General features: G+C 53.0%; 16 protein-coding genes. 6 read left to right on the top strand and 10 right to left on the bottom strand.

All coding sequences use genetic code 11. The features are described 5' to 3' along the window. Positions 1-25: 25 nt before the first annotated feature. Positions 26-2,059, top strand: a complete 2,034-nt coding sequence (metG, locus tag JQ822_RS13580) for a methionine--tRNA ligase (protein ID WP_213133892.1) — start codon at positions 26-28, stop codon at positions 2,057-2,059. A gap of 158 nt (positions 2,060-2,217) precedes the next feature. Then, positions 2,218-2,676: a YehR family lipoprotein gene (locus JQ822_RS13575; RefSeq protein ID WP_213133891.1), complete on the top strand. Its 459-nt coding sequence runs from the start codon at positions 2,218-2,220 to the stop codon at positions 2,674-2,676. Between the two features lie 42 nt (positions 2,677-2,718). Here the strand turns inward: JQ822_RS13575 and JQ822_RS13570 are convergent, their stop codons facing one another. From JQ822_RS13570 to JQ822_RS13560, 3 genes are read right to left on the bottom strand one after another with little or no spacing between them, the layout of a single operon-like run. Next, positions 2,719-3,189 (bottom strand): DUF1456 family protein, encoded by a 471-nt coding sequence (locus tag JQ822_RS13570; protein ID WP_213133890.1) that lies wholly within the window; start codon positions 3,187-3,189, stop codon positions 2,719-2,721. Between the two features lie 46 nt (positions 3,190-3,235). Next, positions 3,236-3,955, bottom strand: coding sequence for a two-component system response regulator BtsR (gene btsR, locus JQ822_RS13565; protein WP_213133889.1), 720 nt, complete (start codon positions 3,953-3,955; stop codon positions 3,236-3,238). Next, positions 3,952-5,637: a sensor histidine kinase gene (locus tag JQ822_RS13560; protein WP_213133888.1), complete on the bottom strand. Its 1,686-nt coding sequence runs from the start codon at positions 5,635-5,637 to the stop codon at positions 3,952-3,954. The genes btsR and JQ822_RS13560 overlap by 4 nt, the downstream gene beginning before the upstream one ends. 226 nt (positions 5,638-5,863) lie before the next feature. Between JQ822_RS13560 and mlrA the strand changes: the two genes are divergently transcribed. Then, on the top strand, positions 5,864-6,595 hold the full coding sequence (gene mlrA / locus JQ822_RS13555) for an HTH-type transcriptional regulator MlrA (RefSeq protein WP_213133887.1): 732 nt from the start codon (positions 5,864-5,866) through the stop codon (positions 6,593-6,595). 51 nt (positions 6,596-6,646) lie between these two features. Then, the gene (locus JQ822_RS13550) at positions 6,647-6,754 is read left to right on the top strand and encodes a protein YohO (RefSeq protein ID WP_003027354.1); all 108 of its coding nucleotides are present in this window, start codon (positions 6,647-6,649) and stop codon (positions 6,752-6,754) included. On the opposite strand, the gene JQ822_RS13545 is transcribed toward JQ822_RS13550, so the two are convergent. From JQ822_RS13545 to bglX, 5 genes are all read right to left on the bottom strand, one after another. Further along, the gene (locus JQ822_RS13545; protein ID WP_213133886.1) at positions 6,735-7,466 is read right to left on the bottom strand and encodes an ABC transporter permease; all 732 of its coding nucleotides are present in this window, start codon (positions 7,464-7,466) and stop codon (positions 6,735-6,737) included. The genes JQ822_RS13550 and JQ822_RS13545 overlap by 20 nt on opposite strands. Next, the gene (locus JQ822_RS13540) at positions 7,450-8,397 is read right to left on the bottom strand and encodes an ABC transporter ATP-binding protein (protein WP_213133885.1); all 948 of its coding nucleotides are present in this window, start codon (positions 8,395-8,397) and stop codon (positions 7,450-7,452) included. Before JQ822_RS13540 ends, JQ822_RS13545 begins: the two co-directional genes overlap by 17 nt. Further along, positions 8,390-9,538, bottom strand: coding sequence for an ABC transporter permease (locus tag JQ822_RS13535; protein WP_213134084.1), 1,149 nt, complete (start codon positions 9,536-9,538; stop codon positions 8,390-8,392). The genes JQ822_RS13540 and JQ822_RS13535 overlap by 8 nt, the downstream gene beginning before the upstream one ends. Before the next feature lie 33 nt (positions 9,539-9,571). Continuing rightward, positions 9,572-10,489 (bottom strand): glycine betaine ABC transporter substrate-binding protein OsmF, encoded by a 918-nt coding sequence (gene osmF / locus JQ822_RS13530; RefSeq protein WP_213133884.1) that lies wholly within the window; start codon positions 10,487-10,489, stop codon positions 9,572-9,574. 188 nt (positions 10,490-10,677) lie between these two features. Further along, a complete protein-coding gene (gene bglX / locus JQ822_RS13525; RefSeq protein ID WP_213133883.1) occupies positions 10,678-12,975 on the bottom strand; it encodes a beta-glucosidase BglX in 2,298 nt (765 codons plus the stop codon). A gap of 232 nt (positions 12,976-13,207) precedes the next feature. Between bglX and dld the strand changes: the two genes are divergently transcribed. Further along, the gene (gene dld, locus JQ822_RS13520) at positions 13,208-14,920 is read left to right on the top strand and encodes a D-lactate dehydrogenase (RefSeq protein ID WP_213133882.1); all 1,713 of its coding nucleotides are present in this window, start codon (positions 13,208-13,210) and stop codon (positions 14,918-14,920) included. Positions 14,921-14,984: 64 nt separating this feature from the next. Here dld and pbpG read toward each other — a convergent pair whose 3' ends face one another. Beyond that, on the bottom strand, positions 14,985-15,932 hold the full coding sequence (pbpG, locus tag JQ822_RS13515; RefSeq protein ID WP_213133881.1) for a D-alanyl-D-alanine endopeptidase: 948 nt from the start codon (positions 15,930-15,932) through the stop codon (positions 14,985-14,987). 180 nt (positions 15,933-16,112) lie between these two features. After that, the gene (locus tag JQ822_RS13510; protein WP_213133880.1) at positions 16,113-16,700 is read right to left on the bottom strand and encodes a Yip1 family protein; all 588 of its coding nucleotides are present in this window, start codon (positions 16,698-16,700) and stop codon (positions 16,113-16,115) included. 163 nt (positions 16,701-16,863) lie between these two features. On the opposite strand from JQ822_RS13510, the gene JQ822_RS13505 reads away from it, so the two are divergent. Next, on the top strand, positions 16,864-17,436 hold the full coding sequence (locus JQ822_RS13505; protein ID WP_213133879.1) for a DedA family protein: 573 nt from the start codon (positions 16,864-16,866) through the stop codon (positions 17,434-17,436). Positions 17,437-17,450: the final 14 nt, after the last annotated feature.

Raw genomic sequence — 17,450 nt, 5'->3', positions numbered from 1 at the left:
ACTACAAAAGAAGTAATTGCCCACTATGACTCAAGTCGCGAAGAAAATTCTGGTAACGTGCGCGCTGCCGTACGCCAACGGCTCTATCCACCTCGGCCATATGCTGGAGCACATCCAGGCTGATGTCTGGGTCCGTTACCAGCGAATGCGCGGCCACCAGGTAAACTTCATCTGCGCAGACGACGCACACGGTACGCCAATCATGCTGAAAGCCCAGCAGCTTGGCATTACACCTGAGCAGATGATCGGTGAAATGAGTCAGGAGCATCAGACTGATTTTGCAGGTTTTGACATCAGCTACGACAACTATCACTCCACGCACAGCGATGAGAACCGTGAGTTGTCCGAGCTTATTTACACGCGCCTGAAGGAGAACGGTTTTATTAAAAACCGCACTATCTCCCAGCTGTACGATCCGGAAAAAGGCATGTTCCTGCCGGATCGTTTCGTCAAAGGCACCTGCCCGAAATGTAAGGCTGCGGATCAGTACGGCGATAACTGTGAAGTTTGTGGCGCGACCTACAGCCCAACCGAACTTATCGAGCCGAAATCCGTAGTTTCTGGCGCTACGCCGGTAATGCGTGACTCCGAACACTTCTTCTTTGATCTGCCTTCATTTAGCGAAATGCTGCAGGCATGGACGCGCAGCGGCGCGTTGCAGGAGCAAGTAGCGAACAAAATGCAGGAATGGTTTGAATCCGGCCTGCAGCAGTGGGATATTTCCCGCGACTCACCGTACTTCGGTTTTGAAATCCCGAACGCGCCAGGCAAGTACTTCTACGTCTGGCTGGATGCGCCAATTGGCTACATGGGCTCGTTCAAAAACCTGTGCGACAAGCGCGGCGACACCACCAGTTTTGATGAGTACTGGAAGAAAGATTCCTATGCCGAGCTGTATCACTTCATCGGCAAAGATATCGTCTACTTCCACAGCCTGTTCTGGCCTGCCATGCTGGAAGGCAGCAACTTCCGTAAGCCGACCAACCTGTTCGTCCACGGTTATGTGACGGTGAACGGTGCGAAGATGTCAAAATCTCGCGGTACCTTCATTAAGGCCAGCACCTGGCTGAAGCACTTCGACGCCGACAGCCTGCGCTACTATTACACGGCGAAGCTTTCTTCACGTATTGATGACATCGACCTGAATCTGGAAGATTTTGTCCAGCGCGTCAACGCTGATATCGTCAACAAAGTGGTCAACCTGGCCTCCCGTAACGCGGGCTTTATCAGTAAGCGTTTTGACGGCGTGCTGGCGGCTGAACTGGCCGACCCGGCGCTGTACAAAACCTTTACCGACGCCGCAGCGGTGATTGGTGAAGCATGGGAAAACCGTGAATTCGGTAAAGCCGTTCGTGAAATTATGGCACTGGCCGACGTGGCTAACCGCTACGTTGACGAACAGGCTCCGTGGGTTGTTGCTAAACAGGAGGGCCGTGATGCCGATCTGCAGGCAATTTGCTCCATGGGTATCAACCTGTTCCGCGTCCTGATGACCTACCTGAAGCCAGTTCTGCCAACGTTGAGCGAGCGTGTCGAAGCGTTCCTGAACAGCGAACTGACCTGGGATGCCATTCAGCAGCCGCTGCTCGGCCACAAGGTTAACACCTTCAAAGCACTCTACAATCGCATCGACATGAAACAGGTTGAAGCGCTGGTTGAGGCGTCCAAAGAAGAAGTGAAAGCCGCTGCCGCACCGGTAACTGGCCCACTGGCGGATGACCCGATTCAGGAAACCATCACCTTTGACGACTTTGCCAAAGTTGACCTGCGCGTAGCGCTGATTGAAAACGCCGAGTTCGTGGAAGGTTCTGACAAACTGCTGCGTCTGACGCTGGATCTGGGCGGTGAAAAGCGTAATGTCTTCTCCGGTATCCGTTCAGCTTACCCGGACCCGCAGGTGCTGATTGGTCGCCAGACCATTATGGTTGCTAACCTGGCACCGCGCAAAATGCGCTTCGGAATTTCTGAAGGGATGGTGATGGCGGCAGGTCCTGGCGGGAAAGATATCTTCCTGCTAAGCCCTGACGAAGGCGCAAAACCGGGTCAACAGGTGAAATAAATTAAACATCTCAAGCGCTGCAACCGCAGCGCTTTTTTATCGCATGAGTTCCCTAATCTGAAATACTCCCCCTACTCCATTTCCGGACTGCTCCGTCACAGGTATTCGCCTTATCCTATGCCGCACTGATATTCGATAATCATAAAATGGAGTTTTACATGAAAGCGTTAAAAAAATTATTTACGGTGGCCGTAGCGTCGGTTCTGGTTTTTTCCCTGGCAGGATGTGGCGAGAAAGAAGAAACCAAAAAATTCAACGCCAACCTTAACGGTGCGGACATTACAATTATTTATACTTATAAGGGCGACAAAGTTCTGAAGCAAACGTCAGAAAGCAAAATCAGCTATGCATCTGTGGGCGCCACCAATAAAGAAGATGCGGCAAAAATATTCGACGCATTAAGCGCCAAATATCGCAATATTGCTGGCGTAGAAGAAAAGCTCACCTACGCAGACACCTACGCGCAGGAAAATGTTTCCATTGATATGGAAAAAATCGATATGAAAGCGTTGCAGGCGATTTCCGGGATGAAGGTTTCTGAGGAAGCCGATAAAAATATCAGCATGAAACAAATGCAAACGGTAATGGAAGCGGCGGGATTTAAAGAAGTAAAATAATCACACCGGCGACCCGGTTTTATCCGTGGTCGCCAGCTTTTTTTACGCTTTCGCGCTGTGCACTCGCCTGGTCAAACCACGCAGGAAATAGCGTAAAAACTGATCCCCACACTCGCGGTAGTTTTTATGGTCCGGCGCGCGCATCATGGCGGTAATTTCCGGCATCGACACGCGGAATTTCTGCTCGGTCATAATAGCCAGAATATCATCGGTTTTCAGTGAAAAGGCGATACGCAGCTTTTTCAGTACTGTATTGTTATTCACACGACGCTCAAGCGCCAGTTCAGGCGCCGAATCATCTTTACCGCGCAAATGGTAGATCAGGCCGTTTAAAAAACCGGAGAGAATGATGTCCGGGCAGCGAACAAACCCGTCTTCATCTTCTTTCGTCATCCAGGTATCGAAACCTGCGGAGGTGGATTCCATGTCAGCAAGCGCAAGGATCCGCACCATGTCGTTATTGTTCGCTTTCAGGGTGTAGCGCAGGCTACGAAGAATGTCGTTACTTAGCATAGAGCCTTCAACTGTCGATGATGCAATGGCGCGCAGTGTATCAGTTTTACAGGCCAATCGCCTCTTTTAGGCTTTTAAGATAACGGCGACTCACCGGCACGGTCAGACCGTTACGTAGAATCAGCTCAGCCTGACCATTATCTTCCAGGCGAATTTCCTGCAACTGCGCCATGTTAACCAGGTATTGTCGATGGCAGCGCAACAGCGGTGTACGACTCTCCAGCGTTCTCAGCGTAAGCTCGGTAAAGCCTTCTTTACCGTCGCTACTGGTGACAAAGACGCCGCTCATACGGCTGCTGACAAAAGCGACATCATCCATTTGCAGCAGATAAATGCGACTATGTCCGGAACACGGGATAAATTTCAACGCCTGCTGGTTTTCCGGCAACACCGACACATCCTGCTTCGTGCGCTCCTGACGTAAACGGACCAGCGTTTTCTCCAGCCGGGTTTCTTCTATTGGCTTGAGCAAATAATCAAAAGCATGCTCTTCAAAGGCTTTCACCGCGTACTCATCGAAAGCGGTCAGAAAAACGATATACGGGCGATGTTCTGGATCGAGCATGCCGACCATTTCCAGGCCGCTAATGCGCGGCATCTGAATATCGAGAAACAGCACATCCGGGCGTAATTTATGTACCGCGCCGATGGCTTCCACCGCATTCGAACATTCCCCCACAATCTCAATGTCGCTTTGCTCCTGCAACAGGATCCGCAGATTTTCCCGCGCTAACGGTTCGTCATCCACAATCAACACTTTGATCATGCCAGTTCCTCCAGGGGAAGTCGTAAAGTGATTCGGGTAAAGTGGTCGGGGTCACACAGTACGGTGATGCCAAAATCATCGCCAAACCGCTCTCGCAGTCGTTTATCCACCAGATTCATCCCCAGTCCGCTGGCTTCGGTTGTCGGCAGATACAGCCCAGCATTATCTTCGATATCCAGCATCAGATACTGCCCTTCGCGTCGAGCAGTAATAGAGACTTCTCCGGTGTCGAGCAACTGCGAGGTGCCATGTTTAATGGCATTCTCCACGATGGGCTGCAGGGTAAAGGCAGGCAGTTGCTGATGCGAAAGTTCATCCGGTACGGTTAACGTGACCTGCAGACGCGACTGGAATCGTGCCTTTTCAATTTGCAGGTAGGCGTTTACATGTTCAATCTCATCGGCCAGCGTCACAATCTCTGACGGGCGTTTTAAATTTTTGCGAAAGAAGGTCGAGAGATATTGCACCAGCTGACTGGCCTGTTCGCTGTCGCGGCGGATCACGGCTTTAATCGTATTGAGTGCGTTAAACAGAAAGTGAGGGTTTACCTGCGCATGCAGGAGCTTAATTTCTGACTGCGTGAGCATCGCTTTTTGGCGCTCATATTGCCCAGCGAGGATCTGTGCCGACAGCAGTTGCGCAATCCCTTCGCCAAGCGTGCGGTTAATCGAGCTAAACAAGCGGTTTTTGGCTTCATACAGTTTAATGGTCCCCATCACCCGCTGGTTTTCACCACGCAGAGGGATCACCAGCGTCGAACCTAATTTGCATTGCGGATGCAGCGAGCAACGGTAAGGCACTTCGTTCCCGTCAGCATAAACCACTTCTCCGGTTTCAATCGCCTTTTGGGTATAAGAGGAAGAAATCGGCCTACCGGGCAGATGATGGTCGTCACCAATTCCGGTGAAAGCCAGCAGCTTATCACGATCTGTGATGGCGACTGCGCCGATGTCCAGCTCCTCGTACAGCACCTGGGCGACCTTCATGCTATTAACCTCGTTAAATCCCTGCCGCAAAATCCCTTCCGTTGAGGCGGCAACTTTTAGCGCGGTGGCAGAAAAAGCCGAAGTGTATTTTTCAAACATGGCCCGTTTGTCGAGCAAAATGCGCATAAACAATGCCGCACCCACGGTATTGGTGACCATCATCGGCGCGGCAATATTGCTCACCAGATGTAGCGCATTATCAAAGGGACGTGCAATCAATAAAATGATCAGCATCTGCACCAGTTCGGCAAAAAAGGTGATAGCACCAGCCGTCAACGGACTAAAGACTTTATCGGTACGACCTCGACGAGTCAGTACGCTGTGTACCAGTCCTCCGAGTAACCCCTCGACAATGGTTGAGATCATGCAGCTCAGCGCCGTCATCCCGCCCATCGAATAACGATGCAGACCACCGGTCAGACCGACCAGCCCCCCAACAACCGGACCGCCAAGCAAGCCGCCCATCACCGCGCCAATAGCACGGGTGTTGGCAATGGAGTCTTCAATATGCAGCCCCAGATAGGTGCCGAGAATGCAGAAGATAGAAAAGGTGACGTAGCAAAGGAGTTTGTGCGGCAGTCGGATAGTTACCTGCATCAGAGGGATAAATAAACGCGTTTTGCTCATCAGCCACGCGATAACGAGAAACACGCACATCTGCTGTAGCAGCAGCAACACCAGATTAAACTCGTACATACCCGCCAACCACAGTCTTCTTAAAAGCGCGTAACATACATGGGCTGCGCGTAACTTTCTTTGAACTGTTGCAAAAAAAAAGGAAATTGTGAGAACGATCACTCAAAAGCGTGGGTGTGATTACAAAATCACCCGTTCTCTGAGCAAAAAACAAACAAAACTACCTGGTTCGCAAAAGAGCGTCTAAAGTAAAACTGGGACCTCGCGAGCAAGAGTGAGACGACAAATGGCGCTTTACACCATAGGTGAAGTGGCTTTGCTTTGTGATATCAATCCTGTCACTTTACGTGCGTGGCAGAGGCGTTATGGATTACTGAAACCACAGCGTACAGACGGCGGTCATCGTCTGTTTAACGATGCGGACATCGACAGGATCCGTGAGATAAAACGCTGGATAAACAACGGTGTTCAAGTTAGCAAGGTGAAAACATTGCTCAGCAACGAGAGCATTGATGTACACAACGGCTGGCGTGAGCAGCAAGAAACGCTGTTGAGCTATTTGCAAAGTAATAATCTGCATAGCCTCAGACTGTGGATCAAAGAGCGTGGCCAGGATTATCCCGCGCAAACGCTTAACACCCATCTGTTCATTCCTTTGCGCCGACGCCTGCAATGCCAGCAACCTATTCTTCAGGCACTGCTTGGTATCCTCGACGGCGTGCTTATTAACTACATTGCGATTTGCCTCGCCTCAGCCCGTAAGAAACAGGGTAAAGATGCGCTGGTCGTCGGCTGGAATATTCACGATACCACCCGGCTATGGCTGGAAGGCTGGGTCGCCAGCCAGCAGGGGTGGCGGATTGACGTGCTGGCCCACTCGCTAAATCAGCTAAGACCGGAACTGTTTGAAGGCCGGACATTACTGGTCTGGTGTGGCGATAACCAGACGCCGACGCAACAGCAGCAATTAACGGAGTGGCGTGCGCTGGGCCACGATATTTATCCACTCGGTATTTAATATTTCATTAACAAACGTGTACAATCCTTCTATTAACATAAGGAGTACATCATGAGCGCAGCTAAAATCGGTGTGATCACCCTCTTCCTGCTGATGGCCATCGGCGGTATCGGCGGTGTAATGCTTGCAGGTTATACCTTTATTTTACGTGCCGGGTAAGGCGCTGCGCTAAGCGCTCAAAGCCGCGATCGACAATGATCGCCGCCAATGCGACCAGCAGCGCGCCTTGTATCACATAGGCGGTATTGAACCCGCTAAGCCCGATAATAATTGGCGTGCCCAGCGTGTTTGCGCCCACGGTTGAGGCTATCGTTGCGGTACCAATATTAATAATCACCGACGTGCGAATTCCGGCCACAATGACCGGAGCGGCCAGCGGCAGCTCCACTTTACGTAGCCGTTGCCCACGACTCATTCCCATCCCACTGGCAATGTCCATCACGCTGGCCGGTACCCCACCCAGCCCTGCCAGCGTCGCCTGTAAAATCGGTAACACGCCGTATAAAATCAGCGCAATGATGGCCGGCTCCGGGCCAAATCCCATTACCGGAACGGCGATGGCCAGCACGGCGACCGGAGGAAAGGTTTGCCCCACCGCGGCAATGGTTTCCACCAATGGTCTGAACTCGGTTCCCCATGAACGGGTCACCGCAATCCCTGCCCCCATGCCAATGATCACCGCCACCAGGCTCGAGACCCCGACCAGACTAAAATGGGCCAGCGCCAGCGCCAGAAAACTCTCCTGCTGATAAACCGGGCGCGGCAACTGTGGAAACCACGCGCTAAACAGCACCTGGCTATGCGGTAAGCCCGCCAGCAGCAGCAGAAAGCAGATAACCAACCACAGCAGCGGATCAGACAGACGTTTCACGGTGCGGCCTCGGTGAAAGTAAATCCTGAAAATGAAGCGTTCCGCAAGCCGCCCCCTGTGCGTCAACCACCGGCAAAACGTCGCAACCTCGCGCCACAAAAACGGAGAGCGCGTCACGGAGCGTCATATCATCCACCAGCGGCTCACCGCCTAATTGCTGATGTCGACGGGTAAAATCACCCACGGTGCGCAGTGCCAGCAGCCGTACGCCCAGTTCGCTGTGGCCAAAGAAATTTTGCACGAAATCGTTCGCCGGAGCGGTCAGCATCGATAGCGGCGTGCCTTGTTGCACCACCAGGCCTGCGTCCATCAGCACCAGATGCTCCGCCAGCCTTAGCGCCTCGTCGATATCATGGGTGACCAGCACAATGGTACGCCCCAGCAGGCGGTGGATCCGGGTCATCTCCTGCTGTAACGCACTGCGCGTAACCGGATCCAGCGCACCAAAGGGTTCATCCATCAGCAGCACCTGAGGATCGGCAGCCAGCGCACGCGCCACCCCGACCCGCTGCTGTTGCCCACCGGAGAGCTGATGCGGATAACGGTGACGCAGTCCCTCTTCCAGCCCCAGCAACGCCATCAGTTCATCTGTTCGGTCATCAATACGCGATCGCGACCATTTTTGTAACTTCAGCACGGTGGCAATGTTCTGCGCAACGGTCCAGTGCGGAAACAATCCAATAGACTGAATGGCGTAGCCCATCCGCCGTCTTAACTCCAGCACCGGCAGACTGCGGATTTCTTCACCAGCAAAGCGGATCGTCCCACTGTCATGCTCCACCAGGCGGTTAATCATTTTTAGCGTGGTGGACTTCCCCGAACCCGACGTCCCAATCAATACCGAAAAGCTACCTTCGCGAAAATGCAGGTTGAGATCGTTGACCGCGTTTTGCTGGGCAAAGGTTTTACTAACATGGTTAAATTCAATCATCAACGTTCACCTTCAGCAGGGATAAACCTAAATCAAACAGGGCATCGATCAGCACCGCCAGAACCACCACCGGAGCCACGCCCAGCAATACTAAATCGACGGCACTGCTGAGCAATCCCTGGAAAACCAGCGCGCCAAATCCTCCCGCGCCAATCAGCGCGGCAATGACGCCCATCCCCACCGTCTGCACCATCACCACCCGCAAACTGCGCAAAAAGACCGGCAATGCCAGCGGGAGCTGTACCGCGCAAAAACGCTGACGCGGGCTCATCCCCATTGCCCGGGCGCTTTCCAGTACATCGCGCGGAACCTGATTCAATCCCGCCACCACGCCACGCACCAGCGGCAGTAGCGCGTACAGCACCAGCGCAATCAGCGCCGGGGCCAGCCCGGTTCCGGCAACGCCTAGTGCACCTAACCAGGGAAAATGCTGAACCAGCCCGGCAAGCGGCGCTATCAGCAGGCCAAACAGCGCCACGGAGGGGATGGTCTGGATGATGTTCAGTACAGCGAATACCGGCCCCTGGCGAGACGTCGAAAAAGCGCACCAGATACCCAGCGGGATGCCAATCAACAGCGCAGGCAGCACGGTTCCGAACAAGATAGTCAGATGTTGCACCAGCGCGTCGTCAAAGACATCCTGGCGATTGGTATACTCTTTGAGCAGTGAAAGGTCGTTGAACATCCCGGTCATCAGTAGCGCAACGGGGACGGCGGCTATTTGCATATGCAATAACCAGCGCCACAGTGGCCTTGCGGTGAGTCGACGAATCGCGTCGCTGAGAGCCAGCAGCATTAATCCCAGCCCAAGCCAGAATCCGCTGCCCAGGCTGGTTCTGGCCAGAGGACTTCCCGTCTGCGCAAGCCCGGTAGCCGTTTTACCGGCGGCAATCAGCACCGCAATCAGCAGCAGTTGCACCACCATCAGGGTTAATACGTTGCCTGCGTTTCCCGGTATAAAACACAGAGCAAGCAGCAGCAAAAATACCGCCGCCACCCCCCACACGAAATCGGGCCAGAGTTCCCAGAGTTGTCGGCCCTCACCGGAAACCAGTCGATTGGGGGCGTAGCTAATGAAAGGCAGCGCCGCCGCAGCCATGGTTAAAACCACCAGCAGCAGCAGCACCCGATTGACAGACATCTTTGACACCACACTCACCTGATGCAAATTCCGTTACTTCACCCATCCTTTTTGCTTCAGGTAATCTGCTGCGACTTTTTTCGCATCCAGCCCTTCAACGGCGATACTGGCATTAAGCTGTTGCAGCGTTTTTTCATCGAGACTGGCAAAAACCGGCTGCAGCCACTCTGCCATTTGCGGATAGGCCTGCAATACCGATTCGCGCACGACCGGCGCAGGGGCATAGATAGGCTGAACGCCTTTGGGATCGCTTAGCGTTTGCAATCCCAGCGCCGCAACAGGACCGTCGGTGCCGTAGGCCATTGCGGCATTGACACCCGAAGTTTGCTGCGCTGCAGCTTTAATGGTCACCGCGGTGTCTCCCCCTGCCAGTGATAAAAGCTGATTCTGATTGAGCTTAAAATCGTAGGCTTTTTCAAACGCGGGCAGCGCGTCCGCACGTTCGATAAACTCCGCCGAGGCGGCCAGTTTGAACGTCCCGCCGTCTTTCAGGTAGCGTCCCAGGTCAGCCAACGAAACCAGCTTATTCTTTTCGGCTACATCCTGACGAACCGCAATGGTCCAGGTGTTATTGGCAGGCGCAGGCGTTAGCCAGACCAGTTTGTTCTGTTCTGCATCCAGTTTTTTGACTTTTTCATAACCGGCCTGCGCATTTTTCCATGCCGGGTCATTCTCGTCTTTAAAGAAGAACGCCCCGTTTCCGGTATATTCCGGATAAATATCCAGCTCGCCGGAGGTGATGGCCCCGCGCACGACAGGTGTGGTTCCCAACTGAACTTTGTTGACGGTTTTCACGCCGTGGCTTTCGAGCACCTGCAAGATAATATTGCCGAGCAGCGCCCCTTCAGTATCAATTTTTGATCCCACCGTGACGGGTGATGCGGCCTGTAGGGGTAAGCTCATCGCGGCAAACAGCGCCAGCGAACCCGTCCAGATCTTTGAGATTATCATGCTGCTCTCCTCATCCTTTTACTGCCCTTTTCAGAGACTTGAGGAAAAAGCATAGTCGAAAAATTAGGCCTTAACCTGGTAATTGGGTGATAACGAGAGAAATGATTAGCTGTTATCGGGCGATCGATAACATCGGGTCAGAACCAAAAGAAAAGGCCGGTAAACCGGCCTTTTTCGTCGCTAATCAATTACAGCAGTTCAAACTCGCCCTGCTTCACTCTGGCGGAATCCACGCCGATAAAGACGTTGAATTTGCCCGGCTCGACATCGTATTGCATACGCTGGTTCCAGTATTTCAGCGCCTCAATATCAATCGGGAAACTGACGGTTTGCGTCTCACCCGGTTTGAGATTGACCTTCTCAAAGCCTTTCAGCTGTTTGACAGGGCGACTCATAGACGCGGTTACGTCCTGTAAATACATCTGAATCACCGTCGCCCCTTCGCGTTTGCCGGTGTTGGTGACCTGCACGCTGGCGGTGACGGTGCCATCACGTTTCATCGTCGGCGCAGAGAGCTTCACATCAGAAACCGTAAACGTGGTGTAGCTCAGGCCATAACCAAAGGGATACAGCGGACCGTTGGCTTCGTCAAAGTAGCGTGAGGTGTATTTATTTGGCTTATCGGCGTTATACGGACGACCGGTATTCAGGTGGCTGTAATAGACCGGGATCTGCCCGACAGAACGCGGGAAAGACATCGGCAGTTTCCCCGACGGGTTGTAATCACCAAACAGCACATCGGCAATGGCGTTACCGCCTTCCGTCCCGGCAAACCAGGTTTCCAGAATTGCATCGGCCTGCTGGTCTTCTTTCACCAGTGCCAGCGGACGACCGTTCATCAGCACCAGCACCAGTGGTTTGCCAGTGGCTTTCAGCGCGGTAATCAGATCACGCTGGCTTTGCGGAATAGTGATATCGGTGCGGCTGGACGCTTCATGCGCCATGCCCTGCGCTTCACCGACCACGGCGACCACTACGTCAGACTGCTGCGCGGCCTTGACCGCTTCATCAATCATTGCCTGCGGCGAGCGCGGATCAACTTTCACCGCCTCTTCATACAGATTGAGGAAATCAACAATACCTTTATCGTTGGTGATATTCGCCCCTTTGGCGTACACCACTTTGCCTTTATCACCCAGCGCATTTTTAATCCCCGTCAGCACCGTCACCGACTGATCGGCAACGCCTGCCGCAGACCAGCTGCCCATCACATCACGCTTGCTGTCAGCCAGCGGCCCCACGACCGCTACGGTCCCTGATTTCTTCAGCGGCAGCGTTTCCAGGCGGTTTTTCAGCAGCACCAGGCTTTCGCGTGCGACTTCACGCGCGTCTTTACGGTGTAAACGGCTTTCCGCGTTGGTGTCCTGCGGGTCAGACTCTTTGGCCCCCAGATGGCTGTACGGATCGTTAAACAGCCCCATATCATATTTTACGTTCAATACATGACGCGCAGCATCGTCCAGTTCAGCCATCGTCACCTTGCCTGACTTAATCAGACCCGGCAGATACTTACTGTAATACTCATCGCTCATGCTCATGTTAATGCCGGATTTGATCGCCACGCGCACCGCGTCTTCAGGATCCGAGGCGGTACCGTGCTTAATCAGCTCTTTAATTGCGCCGTGATCGGACACGGTAATCCCTTTAAAACCCCACTCATCGCGCAGCACATCTTTCAGCAGCCAGGCATCAGAGGTCGCAGGTGTGCCGTTCAGCGAGTTAAGCCCCACCATCACCGCACCGCTCCCGGCATCCAGTCCGGCTTTGTACGGCGGCATATAGTCGTTAAACAAACGCTGCGGACTCATATCAACGGTGTTGTACTCTTTCCCGCCTTCTACCGCGCCATAGGCCGCGAAGTGTTTGACGCTGGTCATCACGGAATATCTGTCGGCCGGGCTTTTACCCTGCATCGCTTCCACCATGGTTTTCCCCATCGTGGCGGTCAGGTAAGTATCTTCACCAAAACCTTCTGACGCACGTCCCCAGCGCGGATCGCGGGAGACATCAACCATCGGTGCCCAGGTCATATTCAGGCCATCGTCTGCGGCTTCATAGGCAGAGACACGCCCCACCGTTCTGACCGCATCCAGATTAAACGATGACGCCAGACCGAGGCTTATCGGGAACACGGTACGCTGGCCGTGCAGCACATCATAGGCGAAGAAAAGAGGAATTTTCAGGCGGCTGAGTTCCATCACCTGATCCTGCATTTTGCGGATATCCTCGCGGGTGACGGTGTTAAAAATCGCCCCGACCTGCCCGTCTTTGATCATCTCACGGATGGCTTCTTTCGGGTTATCAGGCCCGACGCTTATCAAACGTAATTGCCCGATCTTCTCATCGACGGTCATCTGTTTGAGTAAATCGGTAACAAATGCATCCCGCGCCTCAGGGGTCAGCGGATGGTTACCAAACAAGGAGTCCGCCAGCGCTGGCTGCAACGCCAAGCCTACCGCGATACCTACAGAACAAAGCCATTTCATGTTGATTCTCTCTTTATTTATTCCCGACGAGGCAGCGAAAATATAACAAAAACCGCAGTTTGCCGTAAGCCTAAACGGGAGAGGTAAAGAAAGCTAAGGTTATTCTCCTAATTTTCAATACTGGGATAAATGAAGCACAGCCAATTCAGAGACAACCTGAATGAGAAAGCGTATTGTCATACCAGGCGCTATGCTTGTTTCTGATATTTTGTCCCACCACAAGGAGTGGAGAATGTCTTCCATTACAACAACCGATAATAAAGCGTTACTTAATGAACTGGCCCGTCTGGTGGGCCATTCACACCTGCTTACCGATCCGTCTAAAACCGCCCGCTATCGCAAGGGCTTTCGCTCGGGTCAGGGCGACGCATTAGCCGTCGTCTTTCCTGGATCTCTGCTGGAACTGTGGCGCGTCCTGAACGCCTGCGTCATCGCCGACAAAATTATTCTGATGCAGGCCGCCAATACCGGACTGACCGAAGGTTCTACGCCGAGCGGCAATGACTACGATCGCGAGATTGTTATTATCAGCACCCTGCGCCTCGACAAGCTGCACGTCATAGGCAAAGGCGAACAGGTGCTGGCTTATCCCGGCACAACCCTCTATTCACTGGAAAAAGCACTTAAGCCATTTGGGCGTGAGCCGCATTCGGTCATTGGTTCCTCCTGCATTGGTGCATCTGTTATTGGCGGGATTTGCAACAACTCCGGCGGCTCGCTGGTGCAGCGCGGTCCGGCGTACACCGAGATGTCGCTGTTTGCGCGTATTGACGAACAGGGCAAACTACAGCTGGTCAACCATCTGGGTATCGAACTGGGCCAGACTCCGGAGCAGATCCTCAGTAAACTCGATGACGAACGCATTAAAGATGACGATGTTCGCCACGACGGGCGTCACGCGCACGACCACGATTACATTACCCGCGTCAGAGACATTGAAGCCGATACCCCTGCGCGCTATAACGCCGATCCGGATCGACTGTTTGAATCCTCCGGTTGCGCGGGCAAACTCGCGGTGTTTGCGGTGCGTCTGGACACCTTTGAAGCCGAGAAAAATCAGCAGGTATTTTATATCGGCACCAATCAGCCAGAGGTGCTGACGGAGATCCGCCGTCATATTCTGGCGAAGTTTGAACACCTGCCGGTCGCCGGTGAATATATGCACCGCGATATTTACGACATTGCCGAGCAATACGGCAAAGATACGTTTTTGATGATCGACAAGCTCGGCACCGACAAAATGCCGTTCTTCTTTACCCTGAAAGGTCGCACCGACGCGATGCTGGAAAAAGTAAAAATTTTCCGCCCGCACTTCACCGACCGCGCAATGCAAAAATTTGGTCATTTATTCCCCAGCCATTTACCGGCACGGATGAAAAGCTGGCGCGATAAATACGAACACCACCTGCTGTTAAAAATGGCCGGTGGCGGTGTAGCCGAGGCGCAAAGCTGGCTGACCGAGTTTTTCAAAAGCGCCGAAGGTGACTTTTTTGCCTGTACGCCAGAAGAAGGCAGCAAGGCCTTTTTGCACCGTTTTGCGGCGGCTGGCGCAGCCATTCGCTATCAGGCCGTCCATGCAGATGAGGTCGAAGATATTCTGGCGCTGGATATCGCGTTGCGCCGTAACGACACCGAATGGTATGAGCATCTGCCCGCAGACATCGACAGTAAGTTGGTGCATAAGCTCTATTACGGCCACTTTATGTGCTACGTCTTCCATCAGGATTACATTGTGAAGAAAGGCGTGGATGCGCACGCGTTGAAAGAGCACATGCTGGAACTGTTACAGGCTCGCGGGGCGCAATACCCGGCAGAGCATAACGTGGGGCATCTGTACAAAGCGCCGGAAACATTGACGCGTTTTTATCGCGAAAACGATCCGACCAACAGCATGAACCCGGGCATCGGCAAGACCAGTAAGCAGAAGTTCTGGAAAGAGTCGTAGGCTCGATAAGCAAAAGCGCCACCGGGTACGTTGCCGGAGGCGCTACGCTTGTCTGGTCTAGGGTTTAATCGTTTTGCGCGGTTTGCTCGCCCGTCGCCGAACCCGTCGCCGCCATCTGTGCGGCTTTTTGCTTTTTATAGCTCAGCGCTGCCGCTGGAACAGGCATCACTTTTCCGGTTTCGATCCAGGTGCGTAAACGGCTGGCATCGGCAAAGTGGGTGTATTTACCAAAGGCATCCATCACCACCAGCGCAACCGGTTTGTTGTTAATCACCGTGCGCATCACCAGACAGTGACCCGCCGCGTTGGTAAAGCCGGTTTTGGTGAGCTGAATATTCCAGTTATCGCGGTACACCAGATGGTTGGTGTTACGGAACGGCAGCGTATACGCCGGGTTGGCAAAGGTCGCCATATCCTCACGTGTCGTACTTAACTGACCAATCAGCGGATACTGTTTGCTGGCAATCAGCAGTTTGGTTAAATCACGGGCGGTCGAGACGTTATGAATGGATAACCCAGTCGGCTCCACAAAACGTGTCTGGGTCATCCCCAGTGATTTCGCTTTGGCGTTCATCGCGTTGATAAAGGCGTTATAACCGCCAGGATAATGATGCGCCAGGCTTGCCGCCGCGCGATTTTCTGATGACATCAGCGCCAGCAGCAGCATATCTTTACGGCTGATTTCACTGTTCAGTCGCACACGAGAGTAAATGCCTTTCATCTCCGGCGTCTGGCTGATGTCCACTTTCAGCTTTTCGTTCAGCGGCAGTCGTGCATCCAGCACCACCATCGCCGTCATTAATTTGGTGATCGACGCAATCGGACGCACAAGATCCGGATGGTTCGAATAGATGACCTTGTTGGTATTCAAATCAACAATCATCGCACTACCAGACGCAATCTCGGGCTGAGAGGCCGCTGCGGTAGCCGCCGTTTTCGCCACGGCTTGGGGTGCAAAAGGAACTGCCAGCACCAGGGCAAGGCTTAATAATGAAACTCGGAATTTAAGCATGATGAGATTTCTGATAATGGTTCACGCACGTCATAACGCACACCGCCCGAGATAGAGAATAATCTCAAGCTAGCTCAGGCATCATAACGACCCGACAGCGTTGCCGCCACAGGAGAATCATCTCGAAATGCTGCATTGCTGGCTTTTACACCAGCAACGCAGTGCAGACAGGTTGTTACCTTAGAACAATCGGTATCCATACCCCCACAGTATCACCGTAATCGCCAGCAGAACCTCAAGCACCAGAACGCCGATTGCCAGCGTTGAGCTGGAAAAGCTCAGCCCTTCCTCTTTGGTAATATTGAGGAAAGTCGGAATGCCGAGATAGAGCAAATAACCGGTGTAAAACAGCGCGATCGTTCCCACTAAAGCACACAGCCAGACCAGCGGATACAACGCCACTAATCCACTTAAAAACAGCGGTGTGGCAACATAACCGGCAAAGACCATACAGTGTGCCAGCGAAGGACGCTGCGGATAATTACGCGCCATCCACCAGATAACCCTGCCCATAACGGCCACGCCTGCCAGCATCACACCGTAAAACAGAATTGCCATCACAAATCCAGTCAACAGGGATAACTGTAATACGTTGCCGTCGCCAAAATTCCAGCCGATTTGCGTGGTACCAATAAATGCGCAAATAACCGGGATTGCCGCCATCAGCAGGACATGGTGGGTATAGTGATGCGAAACGCTTTCGTTTTCGCTGTTGATCACGTGCATTTCACGATTGGGATGGGAAAATAGCCCCCAGACATGGTTCATACCGCCCCCTTCTTGCCAGCTCCGGACCTCAACAGTTCAAGTATAATCCAGCTTTGGATTATTTTTTGTACAACACCAAAAATGACGAACCGCTAATTCAGGGCTTTTACCCCACTGATGATTCACAGGGTGTATGCTTAACGTCAGGAGGTCATCCAGACGTATGGATATAAACAGTCTTATTGCACATTACGGTTATGCCGCACTGGTCATTGGCAGTATGGCCGAAGGTGAAACCATTACCCTGCTGGGCGGCGTGGCAGCACATCAGGGATTACTCAAGTTTCCTCTGGTGGTTATCTCTGTGGCGCTGGGTGGCATGATTGGCGATCAGTTGCTGTATCTGCTTGGTCGTCGTTACGGCGGAAAAATTTTACGTCGTTTCTCAAAACATCAAGACAAGATCCGCCGGGCGCAGAAAATGATCCAGCGTCGGCCGTATCTGTTCGTGATTGGCACCCGTTTTATGTATGGTTTTCGCGTGATCGGGCCGTTACTGATTGGCGCAAGCCATTTGCCGCCCAAAATTTTTCTGCCATTAAACATTCTGGGCGCGTTGGTGTGGGCATTGATATTTACCACCCTGGGCTACGTCGGGGGAGAAGTCATCGCACCGTGGTTGCACAATCTCGATCAGCATATTAAGCACTGGATATGGCTGGTTGTGGTGATCGTGCTGGTTGTAGGCGCACGCTGGTGGTTAAAAAAACGCAGCAGCGAAAGTACAACCCGGTAGTGCAATGTCTACCG

Origin of the sequence: Citrobacter sp. FP75 (assembly GCF_018342065.1) — a bacterium.
GTDB lineage: Bacteria > Pseudomonadota > Gammaproteobacteria > Enterobacterales > Enterobacteriaceae > Citrobacter.
The sequence above is the reverse complement of the archived record's forward strand: the minus strand, read 5'-3'. Positions and strand labels throughout refer to the sequence as shown.

Coding starts and splice junctions, on each gene's coding strand:
- metG (WP_213133892.1), top strand. CDS start 26: ATGACTCAAGTCGCGAAGAAAATTCTGGTAACGTGCGCGCTGCCGTAC.
- JQ822_RS13575 (WP_213133891.1), top strand. CDS start 2,218: ATGAAAGCGTTAAAAAAATTATTTACGGTGGCCGTAGCGTCGGTTCTG.
- JQ822_RS13570 (WP_213133890.1), bottom strand. CDS start 3,189: ATGCTAAGTAACGACATTCTTCGTAGCCTGCGCTACACCCTGAAAGCG.
- btsR (WP_213133889.1), bottom strand. CDS start 3,955: ATGATCAAAGTGTTGATTGTGGATGACGAACCGTTAGCGCGGGAAAAT.
- JQ822_RS13560 (WP_213133888.1), bottom strand. CDS start 5,637: ATGTACGAGTTTAATCTGGTGTTGCTGCTGCTACAGCAGATGTGCGTG.
- mlrA (WP_213133887.1), top strand. CDS start 5,864: ATGGCGCTTTACACCATAGGTGAAGTGGCTTTGCTTTGTGATATCAAT.
- JQ822_RS13550 (WP_003027354.1), top strand. CDS start 6,647: ATGAGCGCAGCTAAAATCGGTGTGATCACCCTCTTCCTGCTGATGGCC.
- JQ822_RS13540 (WP_213133885.1), bottom strand. CDS start 8,397: ATGATTGAATTTAACCATGTTAGTAAAACCTTTGCCCAGCAAAACGCG.
- JQ822_RS13535 (WP_213134084.1), bottom strand. CDS start 9,538: ATGTCTGTCAATCGGGTGCTGCTGCTGCTGGTGGTTTTAACCATGGCT.
- osmF (WP_213133884.1), bottom strand. CDS start 10,489: ATGATAATCTCAAAGATCTGGACGGGTTCGCTGGCGCTGTTTGCCGCG.
- bglX (WP_213133883.1), bottom strand. CDS start 12,975: ATGAAATGGCTTTGTTCTGTAGGTATCGCGGTAGGCTTGGCGTTGCAG.
- dld (WP_213133882.1), top strand. CDS start 13,208: ATGTCTTCCATTACAACAACCGATAATAAAGCGTTACTTAATGAACTG.
- pbpG (WP_213133881.1), bottom strand. CDS start 15,932: ATGCTTAAATTCCGAGTTTCATTATTAAGCCTTGCCCTGGTGCTGGCA.
- JQ822_RS13510 (WP_213133880.1), bottom strand. CDS start 16,700: ATGAACCATGTCTGGGGGCTATTTTCCCATCCCAATCGTGAAATGCAC.
- JQ822_RS13505 (WP_213133879.1), top strand. CDS start 16,864: ATGGATATAAACAGTCTTATTGCACATTACGGTTATGCCGCACTGGTC.